We start from the raw sequence: 17585 nt of genomic DNA on the forward strand, positions 1-17585 counted from the left end.
ACTGTTTTCGGTTGTGTTACCAACCGGTCGCTCACTCAACGTACTGACGAATGATTAATCTGTCCGAAGACAAAAAAACCTTCCTTTCATTACTGTGTGAGACTTGATACTTTCGCTTCCTGCCCGATCCCGAAAGATCCGGCAGCGCGTCGCGCATCAAGCGCCCACACTTATCGGCTGTTAATTTTTAAAGATCGATTACGCATTCACCACCAAACCGGCACCGCACCTCAACTACCCCGGCACCGCTTCGTTCTGCGTCGCTGCATCAGCAGCAGAGAAACGAGATTATGGAGAACGAGTGACATGCCGTCAACCCCTTTCTGTGAATTTTCTTTTGACCAAGCGAGAATCGACGCCAGAAACACGCACCGCTATATATATGGGGCATGACGCGCAGGTGGTCCCGCCGCACGCGGAAGATCAACCGCCTCGTATATAGTGGAAGGGTGAGGCGCTTGAAATCAGCGAACGTGCACGCACCTAGGTACGTATGACCCGGCAAGCCGCGCTACGTCCGACCAGCGGCCCACGGACAGCCCGATGGCAAGCGCGCATGATGAAAAGGTGCTCACAGAATGAGCGCAAAGGCGCAAGCTCGTATATAATGCGAGCCGCGCGAATTTCGCACATTTCTATCGGCCCGCTTCGAGCGGGCTCATCTTTTTTGCTCCCCAGAGCACAGCCAAACAACCGCGTTGAGTCACTCAGGTGATGTTGAGCCATGCTCGAAACGCCTGACGGTCGCGTCTTGCGTCTCATAGCGAAGCCTCTAGAGGAGAATACGTGAACCCTTTTGATCGCGAAGATTCGCAACACGAAACCGCCGGCTACACCGCCAAAGCACCCTCGGGCCGTACCGCCAAGGGCAAGGGCGCCGGCAAAGCGATCCCCGTGGCGGCCGAGTTGCCGCCGCAGCAAGCAGAAGAGCGTCAGCGCCAGATGCGTGCGCTGATCCAGTTGGGTAAGGAGCAAGGCTACCTGACCCACGCGCAGATCAACGACCACCTGCCCGACAACTTCGCGCAGACGGCGGCGATCGACAGCATTGTCAGCGCGTTCAACGACATGGGCGTGCAGGTCTACGAGCAGGCCCCCGACGCGGAAACGCTGCTGCTCAATTCGAACACGCCCGCTGTGGTGTCGGACGACCAGGCCGACGAGGAAACCGAAGTCGGGCTGTCGACCGTCGATTCCGAATTCGGCCGCACGACCGACCCGGTACGCATGTACATGCGCGAGATGGGCGCGACCGAGCTGCTCACGCGCGCAGGTGAAATTGCGATCGCCAAGCGCATCGAAGACGGCCTTCACGAAATGGTGCAGGCGATTGCCGCTTGCCCGCTCGCGATCTCGGCCATTCTGGCGAGCGCGCAGCAGGTTGCAGACGGCGAGCTGCGCATCGACGAACTGGTCGACGGCCTGAATGAAGAAACGGTCGCAGCCGAAGAAGACAGCGTGAGCGCCGACGCGGCAGCCGACGTCGATGCCGACGCGGATACCGACGACGAAGAAGACGAAGACGACGACGTCGGCCCGGCCGACTCCTCGGCTGCTGACGAAGCACGCCTGAAGCAGCTCACGAGCGACTGCCTCGAAATCTTCGCCCAGGTGGGCATGCTGTCCGACCAGATGAACGCATCGCACACGCGCGGCGACGTCAGCTCGAAAGCGTATCTGCGCGCACGTGAAGAGATCCAGCAGCACCTCGCGAAGATCCGCTTCACGGCACGCACCATCGACCGCCTGTGCGGCGACGTGCAACATCAGGTTGCGCAGGTGCGTGCGATCGAGCGCAACATTCTGCAAATCGTCGTGACGAAGAGCGGCATGCCGCGCGAGAAGTTCATCGAGTCGTTTGCCGGTCACGAAGCCGACCTCAGCTGGACGGAGCGCGCCGCGCGCCCCTCCACCTCGTACGGCGCCGCGCTGGAGCGCCATCTGCCGGCCATCCAGTCCGAACAGCAAAAGCTCATCGAAATCGAAGCGACGGTTTCGCTGCCGCTCAAGCATCTGAAGGAGATCAACCGGCAGATGGTCGCGGCTGAATCGAAGATGCGCAAGGCGAAGAGCGAGATGATCGAGGCCAACCTGCGTCTCGTGATCTCGATCGCGAAGAAGTACGTGAACCGCGGCATGCTGTTCCTCGACCTGATCCAGGAGGGCAACATCGGCCTGATGAAGGCGGTGGACAAGTTCGAATACCGTCGTGGCTGGAAGTTCTCCACATACGCAACGTGGTGGGTCCGCCAGGCTGTGACGCGTTCGCTCGCCGACCAGGCGCGCACGATCCGCGTGCCGGTTCACATGATCGAAACGATCAACAAGCTGAACCGTATTTCGCGCGAAATCCTGCAGCAGACCGGTCAGGAAGCTCATCCGTCCGTGCTCGCCGAACGCATGGAACTCTCGGAAGAGAAGGTGCGCGGTATTCTGAAGATCGCAAAGCAGCCGGTGTCGATGGAAACGCCGGTCGGCGACGACGGCGACGCTACGCTCGGCGACATGATCGAAGACTCGGCGGCTTCCTCGCCGTCCGACGCGGCGATGCAAGCCGACTTGCGCGCCGCCATCGACGACGCGCTCGACTCGTTGTCGCCGCGCGAAGCGAAGGTGCTGCGCATGCGTTACGGCATCAACACGAAGTCGGACCATACGCTCGAAGAAGTCGGCAAGCAGTTCGACGTCACGCGTGAGCGTATTCGTCAGATCGAGAGCAAGGCTATGCGCAAGCTGATGCACCCGAGCCGCGCCGATCGTCTGAAGTCGTTCCTCGACCGCTAAGCCGGTCATAGCGCTTGCCGTGCATCACGCACGGCAAGCGCATCCCCACCTCAAGCAACGCCTTGAGCGCATTGGCTTTCATCGCTGCGCTCTCAATAAGTCGCGTGCGTCACTGCTTCCCACACATCGTTCGAACGGCGGCCCATTGCTGCGCCGTCAACGCGCTTTCGCCGAGCGGCGATCCCTGGTTTTGCTTTTCCCGATCGATCGTCCGCGGATGATCCGAGAGAAACTCGACCGCAGCGCCGGCGTTGCCGCCACGTTTGTCGGTCCGCGCAAAAAAACCGGCGAGCCCGTCGCTGCGTAATCCGCTCGCTTGCAGATAGGCGACGCCGTTTGCATCGGCGAGGCGCTCCATGTCACGGCTATACGACAGACTCACTAGTCGTCCAGCCAGCGACGAAACGTCCGCGAAACCAAGATTGATACCGACCGTCGCGCTGATTACGCCGATGCCTGCGCCGCGAAACAACGCCACCAGCGGATCGCGCCGTGCGATATGCCCCGTCTCGTGGGCCATCACGCCGGCCAGTTGATCGGCGCTGCCGACCTGCTCGATCAGACCCCGCATGACCACCATGCGCGCGCCAGGCAGCGTCACCGCATTGACCACCTTGCTGTCGATCACCACCAGGCGGACCGGCTGCGCGATACCCGCCGCGTGGGCGAGCCGCGCTTCGAGTTGCTCGAGCGCGCGCTGTCCCTCGCCACCGCGACAAACGTTGTGCTTGCCGACGACGACCACCTCCACCATCTCGCCGAGTTGGTTTTCCACACTGCGCGGCACCAGCGCCGCGCCCACCGCAGGCAATCTCTCGACGAGTACCAATGCCAGCACAAGCGCCACGGCGCCGACCGCCATCCAGCCGAGATACTGCCGACGCTGCATGCGCGGCGCTGTCATCTGCCCGGGCAACGCGGCGGCCTCGGTCGACACGCGGCCCGGCTCGCCTTTGCACGACAACACGACCCGGCCTTGCGGGTCGGGCTCGCCGACAATCAGCCGCGCGCGCGGCCAGAGCGCCAGTTCACCCGCTGCACCATCGATAGCCAGAAACGCGTCGCTCCAGCGCAGCGTCGCAGCGTGAGCGGCGGCACTGCGACCGTCGTAGTAGCGCGTGTCAGTCGAGCGCGGCCCGGTAGCGTCAGAAGGCGACAACGCCACCTCAGAACGAGCCACCATGGTCAAGCAGGTTCAACATGCCCTCGCCGGTGCGCGGCGGCGTCTGATCGCTTTGAGCCAGAGTCTGCGGATCGAGCTGACCGGATACCTGCAGCGTATCCGCCGCGAGTCGCATGACACGATGCAGCACGACCGGCAAACCGAGACCCAGCGTGAACACGACGATGGCCAGATTGCCTAGCACCATGCCGAGCAGACGCCCCGCCGTGATGCTGCTGCCGAAGCGCAGTTGCGTGCCGAGCGTGGTGTTTCCCATGACATGGCGGGTCACCAGCGCAAAGTAGAAGCACCTGATCAGCAGCGCGCCAACGATGAACAGCACATAGAACAGGAACACCGAACCCAACGCGGCCGGATCGTGCGCCTTCAGCGGAACGTGGCCCATTGACCGCAGCGCCATGAAGCTCTTGATGAAAATCGCGCCGAGCACGCCCAGCAACACGATCACGCCGATAAACGTCCCGACGAATACGCCATACAGCGCGCCGGCTCGGCCTTTGAAATGAAACGGCAGGTTGCCGAAACTGCTCGCGTTGATACGGCGCTCCGCCAGGCGCATCGACACCCACGGGATCATCTGCCCAAGTGTCACGATGCAAAGCAGGCCGTACAGCAACACATGGACACCATAGCCCCACGCCGAGCCGGTCATGCCGCCGCGAATTCCGCACCACTGCGTGCGGCTCAGACGATAGCGCTGCGCACTAAAATAGGCCCCTGCCGCGACCACCGCGATCAGGAAGTACAGGGCAATCACCGGCAACGCGCCCAACAGCGTGCTTCCCGTGATGGCGCGCAGAATCGCGCTAAGAACGCCAGCGCCGACCATTGCACCAAACATGATCGCAATCGCCAGCAGAAAACCTTTGAACAATTCGCCGCCGGTGCCGGTGTATTCAAACCGTTCACCTTGAAAGCGCATTCGCGACCAGATATATCGACGGGTGTTAGTGGTCGCCCAAAATCGGTAAATGCCCAGCGTGATGATCTGCAGCAGCAGATTTTTGATGAATATTCCGTACAGCTCCCCAATTTTGCCGTCGTAGGTCAGGAGCGGTTGCTTCTCGTCGAGTGAATTCATTGTTCTTCTTCCCCTTGTTATACATTGACGTTCTAGTTGTCCGCGTGCGAGCAGGCCGTGCGGTTGGGTGACACCACTTCATTAAACGAACAGGTTTATCTAAAAATCAAGTCCTTCTTCGCAGCTCGTGAAAGAAACCCAAACCGCATGCGCGAGCATGCTTCACGGCAGCACAAACGTCTTCGCAAGTATCAATTCACCCGGCTTGCGCATGGGTACCCGGATCGTTTCGCTCTTTTCGTCCGGCGTATTCTCGTTTGTGATAGTCGTCACCTGCGCGACCGTCATATCGCTGCCGCTATTGCCATTGCCGAAGTAGTTCACAAAGACCAGATACGTGCCCTTCAACGGCGCGGCTGACGAGTAGATCTCCGGTCCATAGCCGGTCGTCACGTCGACGTCGAGCGAGCCGCCGTTGGGCGCGACGCGGTCGCCGTACCAGGTATGCACACCGTCAGGCGAGACGACGTGCAAATCCAGATCGGTGCCGTCGGTATCCCATGCGAGTACGATGCGCAGCTTCGGTTGGGTCTTGCCGCTGTAGGCGTCATAGAACTGCACGCGCTTGCGGCTGCCATCCGGAGCCCGCAGCTCGACGCCGTTACTGCCGGCAGGAAACGCGTAGGGCCGCGAGAACTTGCCGTCCTCTTCCACGCGCTGCGGCAACGGCGTGCCGTCGACCACCAGCGTGCCCACCGTGGTGCCCTTCTTCTTGGGCGTATTGCGGATCTGCCCTTCGATCAGCGCGAATTTCGACTGCCCTTCCGGCGTCGATACGGTCACCGCGGGGTAATGCACGTCCTGCGTATAACGCTCGCTGTCGCCGCTCGTATTGCGCCAGCCATTCAGCGGCGCGCCGAAGTCGATATCGCTCGCGCGCGCCACCGGCGCCGCCTGCAACATGGCGACGACGAGCACGCTGCACGCCGCCTTCATCCAACCCGCCGTCTTGAACTTCATCGTCACTGCTCCCATCCTGCCGTCAGAGTCGCTCGCTCTTTACGAGCATCAGGTCGCCGATCTTGCGCAGCGGCATCACCATCGTTTCGCGCCGTTCGTTCGGCGTGTTTTCGTTGAACACCAGCGTCAACGTCGCCGTGATCACGTCGCGATCGTGCGCGGCGGCGTCGAAGTTGTAGCCGGTCGAGTCGAAATTGCCCCAGTAATTCAGAAAGAACAGCCACGTGCCATGTTCGGGCGCCGCCGACGAAAAAATGCCCGGCCCCGCGCCGTCCACCGAATCGACGTCGAAACCGCTGCCGTCTTCGAGTGTCGGGTTGGCGAAGAAGGCGTGCAAGCCGCCTGGTGTAATCACGTGCAGATCCACCTGCGCATGCGGATCGTCCCACGTGACCATGGCGCGCAGTTTCGCCTGCGGCTTGCCGCGGTCGGCTTCGTAGAACTGCATGCGCTGGTGCTGTTTGCCGTCAGCGGAAATCAGCTCGATGCTGTTCGAGCCGGCGCCGAACGCCCATGGCCGCGCGAACGCGCCCTCGTCGTCGGTATAGAGCGGTGTGGGGTTACCGTTGACGACGAGCGTGGGAGGCTTGCGCGCATGTTTGTCGATGTGCTTCAGGTGCCCCTCGATCAACGTGCGATAGCGCTGCGCGCCGCGATCGACCGGTGGCCGGGGATACGCCGCTACGAAATGCTCGCCCTCATTCGTCAGCCCGCTGTGACGCCAGCCTCCGAACGCGCCGGTCAGATCCGCGACCGCGCCGTCCGCACCGGCAGCGCACGCGTTCGACTCCGTGCCGGCTGCGAGCACGACCACGGCCAGCGCCGCCGCGCCAACGCGAACGGGGCGTGCCCAGGACAGCGGGCTGAACGGGGACAAACGCGTGCGTGGGTCGGAGTTCATTGGATCGAGTTGTCAGTGCGAATCAGCGTGCGCGCGGTGCTCTCGACGAAATCCTCATCGAGCCCACGCGGATGATGCTGGAACGCGAGGTGAACATATTCATGTGCCAACGCGATACGGTCCTCTTCGGTCTGCAGCCGATACACGTAGACGCGATTGCGCTGCGCATCGGCATACGGCCGTCCTTCGCGCACGGCGCACACCGCCGGCACATCCGGCGTCTCGTAGCCCGCCGCACCTTCCATGCGGCGCGCCCACAACGGCGCATTGCGCTGCAACCATGCCTGCGCGCCGGCGACGGCGATGCAGTCACCCGCCAACGGACTCTGGAACGAAGTCAGCGTCGCTTGCGGCCAGGTGCGCGCAAGAATTGCATCGAACGTCAGACCGGATTGCGCGGACGCCTTCGCGGCGAGCCAGCTCATTTGCCCCAGTGCGGCCTTGTCGTGGTGGTACTGGACCGGCACACCGGACAGCACAAGCGCGTCGGTCAGATCGGCGGCACGGCGCGCGGCCTCCGTCGGCGCGCGCGGCAGCACGCGCTGCGTGCCGCTGCTGTCGTCGATACGAAAACAGCCTTCGTCGCGCTTGCCATGCTGCACCACGTAGGTTCGCGCCGCGACCGCCAACGCCTTGGCCGCTTCCGGCTGGCTCGTGTCGCCCTCGCGCTCGACCACGCGGGCCACATAGTCGTTCATGCCGAACCGACCGACCACTTGCGGCGCGCCGCCGGCATCGCGATCGAGCCGTAGTTCGCCGCGGCTCGTCACGCGCGCCCAATTGCCATTGACGAAGTGGACCCGAAAATCGCCGCGCAGCGTACCGTCCTGTGTCACGGCCGGCCGTGTGTCGCCGAGCACCTCGCGAACTGGATAGCGGCTGAAGAAATCGACGAAGACGCAGGCGCTGTCGTCCGGCACGGTGACTTGCGTGAGCAGCGGCGCGATGCGCGGCGCGGCGGCCGCCAGGACCCGCGCACTGCCGCCCGGGCCGCTCAGCCACACCGGCGTACCGTCGGCAAGCCAGCCCGCCGCGCCGCCAATCGAGGCGCCGGGCCGCGCCGGATCCGGCATCGTCCACGTCTTGGCGCGCAGCACGCTGCCGTAGAGCGACACCGTGCCTTCGCCGCGCCCGCTCGTCAGCACCGACACCAGCGTGCTGGCCGCCGCGTCGCGCGGCCGTGCGGGCATCGCCTGCAGTGCCGCGAGCAACTCGGTGACCGGCACGCGGCGCGTCGGGGTCATCGCGCGAAGATCGCGCAGCCAGGCAGGCGCGTGCAACGCCGTCCAGTACTTGCGCCAGTCCGCGGAATCGAGTTGCAGGCGTGCGGGTTCGAAAAAGCGGCCGCACGACTGCACCAGCGCATGTTCGCGATCGATGTGCCCACCCGCCATGCAGCAATACACTTCTTCAGGATCGCCGCCGTTGCAGGTGTAATCCGGCGTGGCGATGTTGCGGTCCACCAGGTAGCCGTAGACGAACAGCTTCCACACGCTGCCGAGCGGCGTCTCCAGCGTCGCCGGCAGCGGACGCGCAAGCTGTGGCGACAGGCCGACCGCCGCGCCGCCGGCATCGACTTGCCAAAGCTGGCTTTGGCCATCGCGCAACCACGCAAAGCGCAGCATTGGTGACACGGCTGCCGGCGCAGAAACGCTCGACGACGAAGCCACCGCAGCCGTACCCGTACCGCCGAAAACACACCCCACGCCCACCGCGAGCACGATCCGCAGCGTGGCTGCGAAGCGAACGCGAAGATCGCGGCGAGGACGGAGCGCGCTGAACATGGCGGTCTCGCTCGCTTACTCGATGCGCAGCGTCGTCATGCGATCGCTCTTGCCGCCTTCGAACGCCTTCGCGTCCGGCTGATACATGCGGAAGTAGCGCGCGGGCGGCAGCGCGAAGGTGCCCGGCAACGCGAAGCGCACGAGCTGCCGCAGTGTGACTGGCCGGTCGAGCAACGGCACCGGCTGGTGATACGTCAGCTCGCCCATCTCGAAGGACGCCGCGCGCGCGAATGGCTGCGGGCCGCTGACGCCTTCCTTTGCGCCCGGCAAGCCGTCGATCGACACGCCCCAGCTCGTCGCCTCGACATTGCCGCCTGGCGGCAGCGGCACGTCGAGCAGGCCGTAGTGGTAAGCGTTGCCCGAGCGCGGCGTGAGCGTGACTTCGTCGACGTAGAGCGCGTTGCTGTCGATCGAATCGCCTGGCTTGACCCGGTGCGCGGCGAATGCGGAACGGCCCACCTGGCTCTCGCCGGCCGCTTCCTTCTTCTTCGGATCGACCGGAACCTCGACCGGTTCAAGCTTGTAAAAATGGCGCTCGACGGTGATGTTCAGGCGGCTGTCCTCGCTCGTATGACTGCGGAACGACACCAGCGCGTTGACATCGGTGCGCGCGGCACCGGCATCGAGGGTCGTCGGCAAAGCGGCGCCGGTCCACTTGTAGAGCGGCGTGCCGGTCGGCGTCGTCGCGCGCGTCCAGCCCGCGCCTTGCAGCGACGGCAGCGACGCGGGCGACGCATCGCCGCCCAGCGCCTTGCGCAGCCACAGGAGCGTGAGTGCGCGGTCGAGCGTCGGATAATCGGCACTGCTCTTCGCGAGCAAGGCCGACGCATCGACCGCCGCGCCGCCTTCGCCTCCCGACATGGCCAGCAGGCTCTGCACGAGCGGCGCGGGATCGTTCGTCAACGCGGTGCGTGCAGCGCTCGCCGCAGCGTCGAAACCGTCAGGCAGCGACGCATTCGTACCGTGCGCCAGATTGGCGATCAGCAGCGTCGCCATCTGCTTGCCGCGCGGCGAATCGGCTTGCGCGAACACGATGCTGTCCGACGCGCCGTACGTGCCGTTGCGCGCGGGCGCCTTGGCCGTCGCCGCGGCATCGCTCATCAGGTCCGAGGCAACGCCCGCGACCGGCGTCGCGACCGGCAGGCCCATCTGCTGCATGAACCACAATGCCAGCGCGCGGTGCAACAGCGGCTCCTTGGCACCGGCGTCGCGATAGACGTCCATGGCGTGCTGCCAGTTGCCGGCGGGCAGGCTGATGCCGAGGCTGCGGCTCGCGAGCCAATCCGCGTAATACGCGTAGGCCGTGATGAGCGCGCTGCCACCAGTGGTATCGCCCCACCAGCCGAACGTGCCGCCAACGCCCGCCAGCATCGCCAGACGCTGCCGCTGATTGCGCAGCAGCGCTTCGAGCCCTTGCGTCGAACTGGCGTTATCGCCACGGCCGATGGCGTCGTGCGCAAGCGCGAGCGGAATCAGGCGGCTCGACGTCTGTTCGGCGCAACCGTACGGATAGTTGATCAGATCGTCGGCAACGCGCATGAACTGGCTCGCCGCGTTGCCGATAAATCGCACGCTAACGTCCTGCGCGTCCTGTGGCAGATTGAGTGGCTTGCCCGAACCGTCGAGCGCTACCGTGTTCTGATGCAGATCGAGCCAGCCACTCGCGTCGAGATGGATCGTCGTCTGCAGACGGTCGACGTCTTTACCCGCGCTACGCAGCGTCGCATTGATCACGCCGTCCTTCAATGCGCCGCTCGGCAGACGCAGATAATTCGCGCCGCGCCTGAGCGTGACCTTCTGGTTCAACGAGAGGCCGCCACCGTCGACCAGCCACTGTGCATCCATGTCCGCATCGGTCTGATTGAAGGCGATCATGTCGATGGCCGGCTGATCGTTGACGCGGAAATGCGACGGCCCGCTCCACTTCAGATACAGCGCCTTGTCCGAACGCACGTAAGCGGTACGCTGACCGACCATGCCGTCCGGCGCCGCCGCGCGCACGGTAATGCGCCAGCGCGCCAGCGAGTCCGGCATCTTGAAACTCATGGTGGCGTGACCGCTCGCGTCGGTTTTCAGATTGCCTTCCCACGCGGCCGTGTCCTGATCGTCGCGGCGCGGCCTCTCGAGCACCTTCACGCCGCGCTCGTTGTAGTTCGCGCGCTGCGGGCCGCCCGGCGCGCCCTTCAACGGCGAGCGCGCCACGTCGTACGTAATGAAAGACAGGCTCGACGAGGTCCGCACATTGTTGCGGCGCGGGTGATAGAAGAAATCGACGATATTCGGCGCGATTTCCGGCTGCAACACGTAGACCATTTCATCGACCACGCTCACCGTCAGATTCGCCGCTTCCGGTTTGCCATTCAACGTGCTGTCGAAGTTCAGCGTGACCGTGTCGCCCGGCCCGTACACCGGCTTGTCGCTCTTCACGTTCAGTTCGATCTGCGGCTGGGCGACCACGATGCCCGCATTCTGGAACACATATTCGCCGGCATGCACGTACAGCACCGAGAACGTCATGTTCGGCGCGAAGTCTTCGCCGACCTTGATACGCGCCTTCCACTGCGAGGACGCAACGCGTTGCAGTTGCAGCCAGTCGCCGCCGGCCGTCAACAGGGCGCGGCGTTCGACGTTGTCGCGCTCGAGCGTCAGCAAGGCATCGTCGACCGGCATCGGGAACGTGATCAGCGCCTCGGCGGTATCGCCAATTTTGTATTTGTCGCGATCGAACACGATCTCGACGCTGCCCGGAATCGCTTTTAGGCCGTCACCCGCCACCCAATGGCTCGCAGCGGCAAGCAGATTGCCCGAGTCATCCTTGACCGACAGCATGTACGAGCCCGGCTGGTCGAATTGCACCGGAAACGACAGCTTGCCGCCCGCGCCCGTGCCCTTCAGCGCGCCTTCGCCATGCGTTTGCGATTCGAGGCGCGTCCATTCCCACTTCGACGGCGCATGCGCGGCCGGATCGGTCGCGCCGAGCGCCTGCAGATCGAAGCTGACCACTTCCTTCGGTTGCGAGAACGATTTGGCGCTCGTCAAACGATACGGCGTCGCGCCGCGCGCAATCAATACTTCGCGCGTCACACGCACCTTGTACGCCGCGCCGTCCTGCGCGAACAGCGTCAACGCGTAGCGGCTCGGTTCCTTGGCGGCGGGCAGCGTGAGGCTCGCGTTGCCGTCGCTGTCGGTCTTCAACTCCTGCTGTTCGAGCTTGACCGGGAATAGCCCTGCATAGCGCAATTCCCCTTCGACGATCGTGACTTTCTGCGCACGCAGCGTGACCGAGACCTTGGCATCGCGCACCGGCTTGCCGTCCGGAAAGCGCAGCTGGATCTTGCCCTTCAACGGCTCGCCGGTCGCGTAATCGGCTTTATCCATCGACAGATTCACGTCGAAATGCGGCTTCACGTATTCAGCGACGCGAAATGCGCTGCCGTATACATCGCCGTTGTAGTCGAAGCGCAGCGTGTAGCCGCCGGCGGTCGCGTCGGCGGGCAGCGTGAACACGGTATCCGCGCCCGTGTCCGACGCGAAATGCACCTTGCTGGTCGCTACCGGCGCGCCGTTTGGATCGAGTACGTCGAGCTTGATGTCGGCCTCGGCCGGCGCGGACGATTGCGTCGCGTTCTGGAACGTGCGGCCGATAAACTTGACGTGCACTGCATCGCCCGGACGATACATCGGCCGGTCGGTCACCGCGTAGATCTTCGTGTTGTAGATCTCGCTGTCGTAGTAGAAATTCTCGGAGACGAACACGCCGCCTTGCGGATCGGTGCCGAGCACATAGCTGCGCTCGGGACTCACGTGCTGCAGCATCAGCGCACCATCGCCACCCGTCGTGCCGCTTTGCAACACGCCCACGCCGTCGGTCCAGCTCACATCGGTATGCGCCACCGGCTTGCCGTTGTCGCGCCGCGCGGTCCACACCAGCATGCCGCTCGACGCCGCTTTCACGACCGCCACCGTGTCCGACACGAACAGCAGCGTATGCGCGCGATAGTTGCCGATTACCGCCTCGACGATATACAGCCCCGGCGGCAATTTGCCGACCGGAATCATGACGTTGCCCGAACTGGCTTCAATAAAGTTACTGCTGCTGCCCTCGAGATTCACGCCCTTGGGCGGCTGGATCACTTTCGCGTCCCAGATCGGATAGCGGAAACGCGCGACCACGTCATAGCCCTTCAGCGGCGCGAACTGCGAGTTCTGTTCGAATTGCGTCGGCTTGCCGGTCTGCTCGCCGAGCTTGAATTGCGGTGCCGCTTCAGTCGCCTTGCTGCGGGTGGCGAACGACAGCACACGCTGCCACGCGCGGCGCGCCTCGGTGAACCAGCGGTCCCACAGATACGCGAGCGTATTCGCAAGCCCCTCGCCCTGGTAATTCGGCGCGACGTTCAACCGATGCAGATTCTTTTGCGCCTTCAGGAAGTCCAGCGGCTTGGGCACGCGATACACGACGATGTCCGCGCCGCCATACGGCTGCAGCGCATCCTTGAAATCGCGGCCGGGTGCTTCGATCCGCACCTGCGCCAGTTGATCGCTGCCGAAGCTCGCGTCCGAGAGCAGAAAGAACGGCTGACCGTCGACCTTCTGCGAACTGAAATTGCTCGACGGCGCCGTCTGCAGCGTCGGATTCGCGGCAATGTTCGTGTCGGCCGCAGTGCTCGACGCCTCGTCGTCGGCATAGGCGGGCGGCGCGATGGCGAGCGTCATGGCCGCGAGCAGCGCCGCCAGCGTGAATGCCGCGCGACGGCGCGCATGGCCCAACCAGCCGTTCGATAGCGTGACGGAAATCATTCGGGTCATGGTGTCAGAAAGTCCAAACGAAACACGCCGACAAAGTTCGGATTGCCGTCGAGCGGCTGCCAGCGGGAATCTTTCCATTGCATCAGGTCGGAAACGGCGACGGCGCGCAGACCGGTGTCGGCCGGCGTGACGGTGCCCGTGTGGTAAGCGATGTAGCGGTCCAGCCAGATCATCAGATGCTGGTCGTCGCCCTGATCGAAGAACAGCAGATCGCCGGGCAGCGCCTGGTTCACGTCTTTCGACACAAAACGGCTATTGCGTTGAATCAATGCGATCGCCGACGCGTACGCGCCGGTCGAACCGTCGAGCCGGGTCCAGCGGTTGGCGATCGTGCGCTGCGACGCCGACAGTTGCAGTTCGGGCGGCAGGCTGCTGGTATCCGCGAGACTCGTCATGCCGTTGGCGCGCAGCCACCTGGTGTCGTGCGGCTTGAGCGTCTCGCCGACCGCGAAGCGCACGAGGCCCGCGCAGTCGCGCTGCGTCCAGCGCGGCGTCGGCCCGCGCCGCATCTGCTGGTCGACGATGCGCACGAACCACGCGCGAAATGCTGCTGACTGCTGCGGCGACAGCGCGTCGGGGTCGGGCGATGCCGTGGTCGCTGTGAGTGCGCGCGCATACGGTGCAAGACTCGCCATGGCGATCGTGGCGGCCGCGCGCGCGAGCCACACGCGGCGTGCGGCGAAGGCGCCGGGTATCCGGAGGCGGCGCACCTAGTCGCCCTCGGTGCCGGGCTGGTCTGCCGGCGCTTCTGTCGCACCGGCATTCGACCCGGCATCGGCCTGCGCGCGGTCGAACCACCACTCGACCGGCACCCAACCCGTCGAGCCAGGCAGGTTCTGCTGCAGCGTCAGCGAAACCGGCGGGTAGTGAGCCAACGCGTGCAGCTTCGGCACGAGATAGGTACGCGAAGCATTGCGGAACACGGCTTCCTGATCCGCCGGCAACGCGGCGCCGGCCTCGCGTTCGATCAGCGCTGCGGCCGACGACGGCGTGAGCGTCAGAATCGTGCGTGGCAGACGTTGCGGCGCGAGCGTATCGGCGAGCGCCGGATAGCGCTTGTCGAGCACGGCAAGGGTGTCGTCGACGAGACGGCCGTCCGGCGAGAAAATCAGATAACCATGCGCCAACGCCAGCGTGACCGGGAAGTAGCGTTCCGCCGACAACTGCGACGCAAACGACGCCTTGCTGGCCAGCGCGGTGCCCGAGCGGGCGCTGACCGGGCGTTGCCACACGGTGACGTCCGCTCCCTGGTCGCGCGTGGTGACCGGCAAGCGGCGATAGGCCGGATCCTGATCGCCGGCTTTGGCGGCCTTCGCTTCGTACGCGCCGATGACGTTGCCGAAGGTCTTGCCGAGCGCCGCCTTCAATGCGGCGATACTCGCAGCGTCCTGCGACTTCACTCGCGCGACGAACACCGGCGCCACCAGTGTGGACTTCGCATACCAGCACACCGCCGCGGGACCGGCAAGCTGATTGCCGATCGCGGCGGCGTTATCCGCGCCGCCATCGGCCACCTTGCCCAACAGGCCCGACGCCTCTTTCCAGTCCGCCGGCAAGCTCGTGCAGACCGCCGGATTGGCAGGCAATGCACGCCACAAATCGGCGCTGTTCCAATCCTGTGGCAACTTGGCCGGATCGATCAGGGCGGAGGTTTGCCAACTCGCGGCGGCGGCGCCATTCGGCGAGAAGTCGAAGCGCAGCGCGTCGATACCGGAGAAAAACGCCTGATAACCGAACGACAGGTAATTGGCCGACACCACCAGCCGGTGGCCCTTCGGCTCGTCGCCGGGTGTGTCGAGCCGATAGGCGCGGGCTGCGTCGTCGCGGCCCGACGAGAGCATCCCGGACACGGCGTCGGCCCGCTCGCTCAGCAAGCCGCCCTTTTCGTCGAGCAGCACGCCGGGTGCGGACAGCACAACCAGGCGGTCGTCTTTCGCGGCGAACAGCAGCGTGCGGCCAACCGCCAGCTTCAATGCATAGACCGGCACGTCGCCCGCGAGCTTCGCCACCTGGCTCAGTTGCGTGTCGCTCGCCGCGACGTTGCCGAGCCCTTGCAGCAGCTTGGCGAGTCCGTTGCGATGGATCGACATCACCCAGTAGCCGAGGCGGCCGTCGGGCGAGCGCCACAACAGCACGTGCGCGGGTTCGTCGAATACGCGGCGGATCAGTTCGTCGCGCCAGTCAAGCTGATGTTCGAAAGCGAGGCGCCGCAGCGCACCCTCGGCGGACAGCCGCGTATTGTCCGATTCGTAGTAGTCGACAAAGTCTTGCGTCAGCACGTCGTGCAGGAGCGGCACGCGCAGAATGTCACGCGGCAAACGCGAAAGCGCTTCGCTGTCGATCACCGCGTCGGGGTGGTGAATATCGAGGGCGATTTCACCCGTCCCGGCGGCCTTGCGATGCGCGAAGGGACGCCATACCGCCTGAATGACGATGCCGGCCACGACGAGAAGACCGACCATCAGGATTGCAATCTTTTTGCGCGACATCTTCATCTGATTTCTTCTGGTTCGATGCGACGGTATAGACGTGGAGGTCCGGTGGATTAATCCGGCAGAATCGATCCCCAACGGCAGCGATGATAACCGATATTTTTTACTGAAAACCGGTGAAACTTCGCACTTAACATTCAGACATGTTTCGAAGGTTTGACAGAGATTTTTTATACTTCGGATAAACGCATAGAAAAGACATCTATTCTGCGTGGCAGGCTGCGTTTAAATCCGCGCTATTTAATGGGCACATAAAAAACCCGGCTGCGCTCAACGCGCTCGCCGGGTTATTTCAAGTATCGCCGTTACTGCTTTGATGCGAATACCGTGTTAGCCGCCCTCAGGAATTGGCCAACGCCTGCTTCATTCTCTGCACGCCAGTTTCGATATCGGCTACGCCAGGCGCGGCAAATGACAGCCGCAAAGCAGATAGGTCGATATTGTCTTTATAGAACGCGACGCCGGGTACAAACATCACATTGCGCTCGATGCAGGCGCGCAGATAATCGGACGCATTCTGACCGCCCACCAGTCGCGCCCACACGAACATGCCGCCGGCAGGACGATGAAACGCAATGTGGCCTGCCAATTGCGCGTCGAGCGCATCGCATAAAGTGCGGCATTTCACGGCATAAGCATCGACGATACGCGGCAGATGACGCTCTAGCGCGCCGCTCGCGAGATACTCCGAGGCGATTGCCTGGGTCCACGGCGAACTGCACAGGTCGACGGTTTGCTTCGCGACGACGCAACGGCGCAGGATCTCCGCATGCGCCACCATCCAGCCCACGCGCAAACCTGGCGCAACGATTTTCGACAGACTGGAAAAGTGCACCACCCAGTCGCGTGAACCCGGCACCTGATCGCTCAGGGCGAGCAACGAAGGCAAGGCCTCGCCACCGAAGCGCAGATTGCCGTAGGGGTCGTCTTCGACGATCAGGAAACGGTAACGCGCCGCCAGTTTCAGCAAGGCCATGCGACGTTCGAGCGACAGGGTCGCGCCGGTCGGGTTGGCGAAGGTGGGCACCGTATAGAGCAGCTTCGGCGTGCAGGGCAGCGCGCCCGCTTCGAACAGCGCGGCGAGGGCGGCAACGTCGAGACCGTCCTGATCGACGGGCACGGTGACCACGTTAGCTTCTTGCAGCTTCAGCGCCTGCAGGGTGGCCGGATAAGCGGGCTGCTCGACCAGCACCACGTCGCCGGGCGCGACCATCACGCGCAGCAGCAGATCGAAGCCCTGCTGCGAGCCGGTCGTCACGAGCAACTCCTGCGGCGTGCATGGCGTGCCGCGGCGTGTCATGAGGAGCGCGAGTTGTTCCTTGAGGACGGCGAGGCCGTCGGTCGGACCATATTGCAGGCACAGCGTGGTCTGTTGCGATGCGCGTGCCGCCGCGGCGTCGAGCCCGTCGCGATCGAACAGATCGCTAGCCGGATAGCCGCCGGCAAACGAGATCATGCCGGGTTGCGCCAGATACTTGAACAGCTCACGAATGGGCGAACCGGTTGGCGCTTCGAATGGAGAATTGAATGAGAACATGGTGGCGGGCCGCTTGTTTTCCGACTAAGTTGCCGATGGGAAATCCGCCTCGATTGT

At 63.9% G+C, this 17585-nt stretch carries 10 protein-coding genes; 1 reads left to right on the forward strand and 9 read right to left on the reverse strand.

All coding sequences use genetic code 11. From position 1 onward, the window contains the following. The first annotated feature begins 786 nt into the window (after nucleotides 1–786). Nucleotides 787–2784, forward strand: coding sequence for an RNA polymerase sigma factor RpoD (gene rpoD, locus A6V37_RS31855; RefSeq protein ID WP_064286718.1), 1998 nt, complete (start codon nucleotides 787–789; stop codon nucleotides 2782–2784). 109 nt (nucleotides 2785–2893) lie between these two features. Here the strand turns inward: rpoD and A6V37_RS31860 are convergent, their stop codons facing one another. From A6V37_RS31860 to A6V37_RS31900, 9 genes are all read right to left on the reverse strand, one after another. Continuing rightward, nucleotides 2894–3967 (reverse strand): M48 family metallopeptidase, encoded by a 1074-nt coding sequence (locus A6V37_RS31860; protein WP_082902806.1) that lies wholly within the window; start codon nucleotides 3965–3967, stop codon nucleotides 2894–2896. Continuing rightward, the gene (locus A6V37_RS31865) at nucleotides 3951–5048 is read right to left on the reverse strand and encodes a YjgN family protein (RefSeq protein ID WP_064270261.1); all 1098 of its coding nucleotides are present in this window, start codon (nucleotides 5046–5048) and stop codon (nucleotides 3951–3953) included. Before A6V37_RS31865 ends, A6V37_RS31860 begins: the two co-directional genes overlap by 17 nt. Nucleotides 5049–5210: 162 nt before the next feature. Next, nucleotides 5211–6008 (reverse strand): YfaP family protein, encoded by a 798-nt coding sequence (locus A6V37_RS31870; protein WP_064286720.1) that lies wholly within the window; start codon nucleotides 6006–6008, stop codon nucleotides 5211–5213. Nucleotides 6009–6030: 22 nt separating this feature from the next. Further along, the gene (locus A6V37_RS31875) at nucleotides 6031–6909 is read right to left on the reverse strand and encodes a YfaP family protein (protein ID WP_242665889.1); all 879 of its coding nucleotides are present in this window, start codon (nucleotides 6907–6909) and stop codon (nucleotides 6031–6033) included. After that, the gene (locus A6V37_RS31880) at nucleotides 6906–8693 is read right to left on the reverse strand and encodes a DUF2300 domain-containing protein (RefSeq protein ID WP_082904888.1); all 1788 of its coding nucleotides are present in this window, start codon (nucleotides 8691–8693) and stop codon (nucleotides 6906–6908) included. Before A6V37_RS31880 ends, A6V37_RS31875 begins: the two co-directional genes overlap by 4 nt. Nucleotides 8694–8708: 15 nt before the next feature. Continuing rightward, nucleotides 8709–13499 carry an alpha-2-macroglobulin family protein gene (locus A6V37_RS31885; RefSeq protein WP_082902804.1) on the reverse strand — a complete coding sequence of 1597 codons (4791 nt, stop codon included), beginning with the start codon at nucleotides 13497–13499 and terminating at the stop codon, nucleotides 8709–8711. Then, entirely contained in the window at nucleotides 13496–14209 is a 714-nt protein-coding gene (locus A6V37_RS31890; protein ID WP_064270260.1) for a DUF1175 domain-containing protein, read from the reverse strand. Before A6V37_RS31890 ends, A6V37_RS31885 begins: the two co-directional genes overlap by 4 nt. Continuing rightward, nucleotides 14210–15994: a DUF2138 domain-containing protein gene (locus A6V37_RS31895; protein WP_064270259.1), complete on the reverse strand. Its 1785-nt coding sequence runs from the start codon at nucleotides 15992–15994 to the stop codon at nucleotides 14210–14212. 337 nt (nucleotides 15995–16331) lie between these two features. Continuing rightward, entirely contained in the window at nucleotides 16332–17528 is a 1197-nt protein-coding gene (locus A6V37_RS31900) for an aminotransferase-like domain-containing protein (RefSeq protein WP_064270258.1), read from the reverse strand. Nucleotides 17529–17585 lie beyond the last annotated feature (57 nt).

The organism is Paraburkholderia ginsengiterrae (assembly GCF_001645125.1).
In the GTDB taxonomy this organism is placed as follows: Bacteria; Pseudomonadota; Gammaproteobacteria; order Burkholderiales; family Burkholderiaceae; genus Paraburkholderia; species Paraburkholderia ginsengiterrae.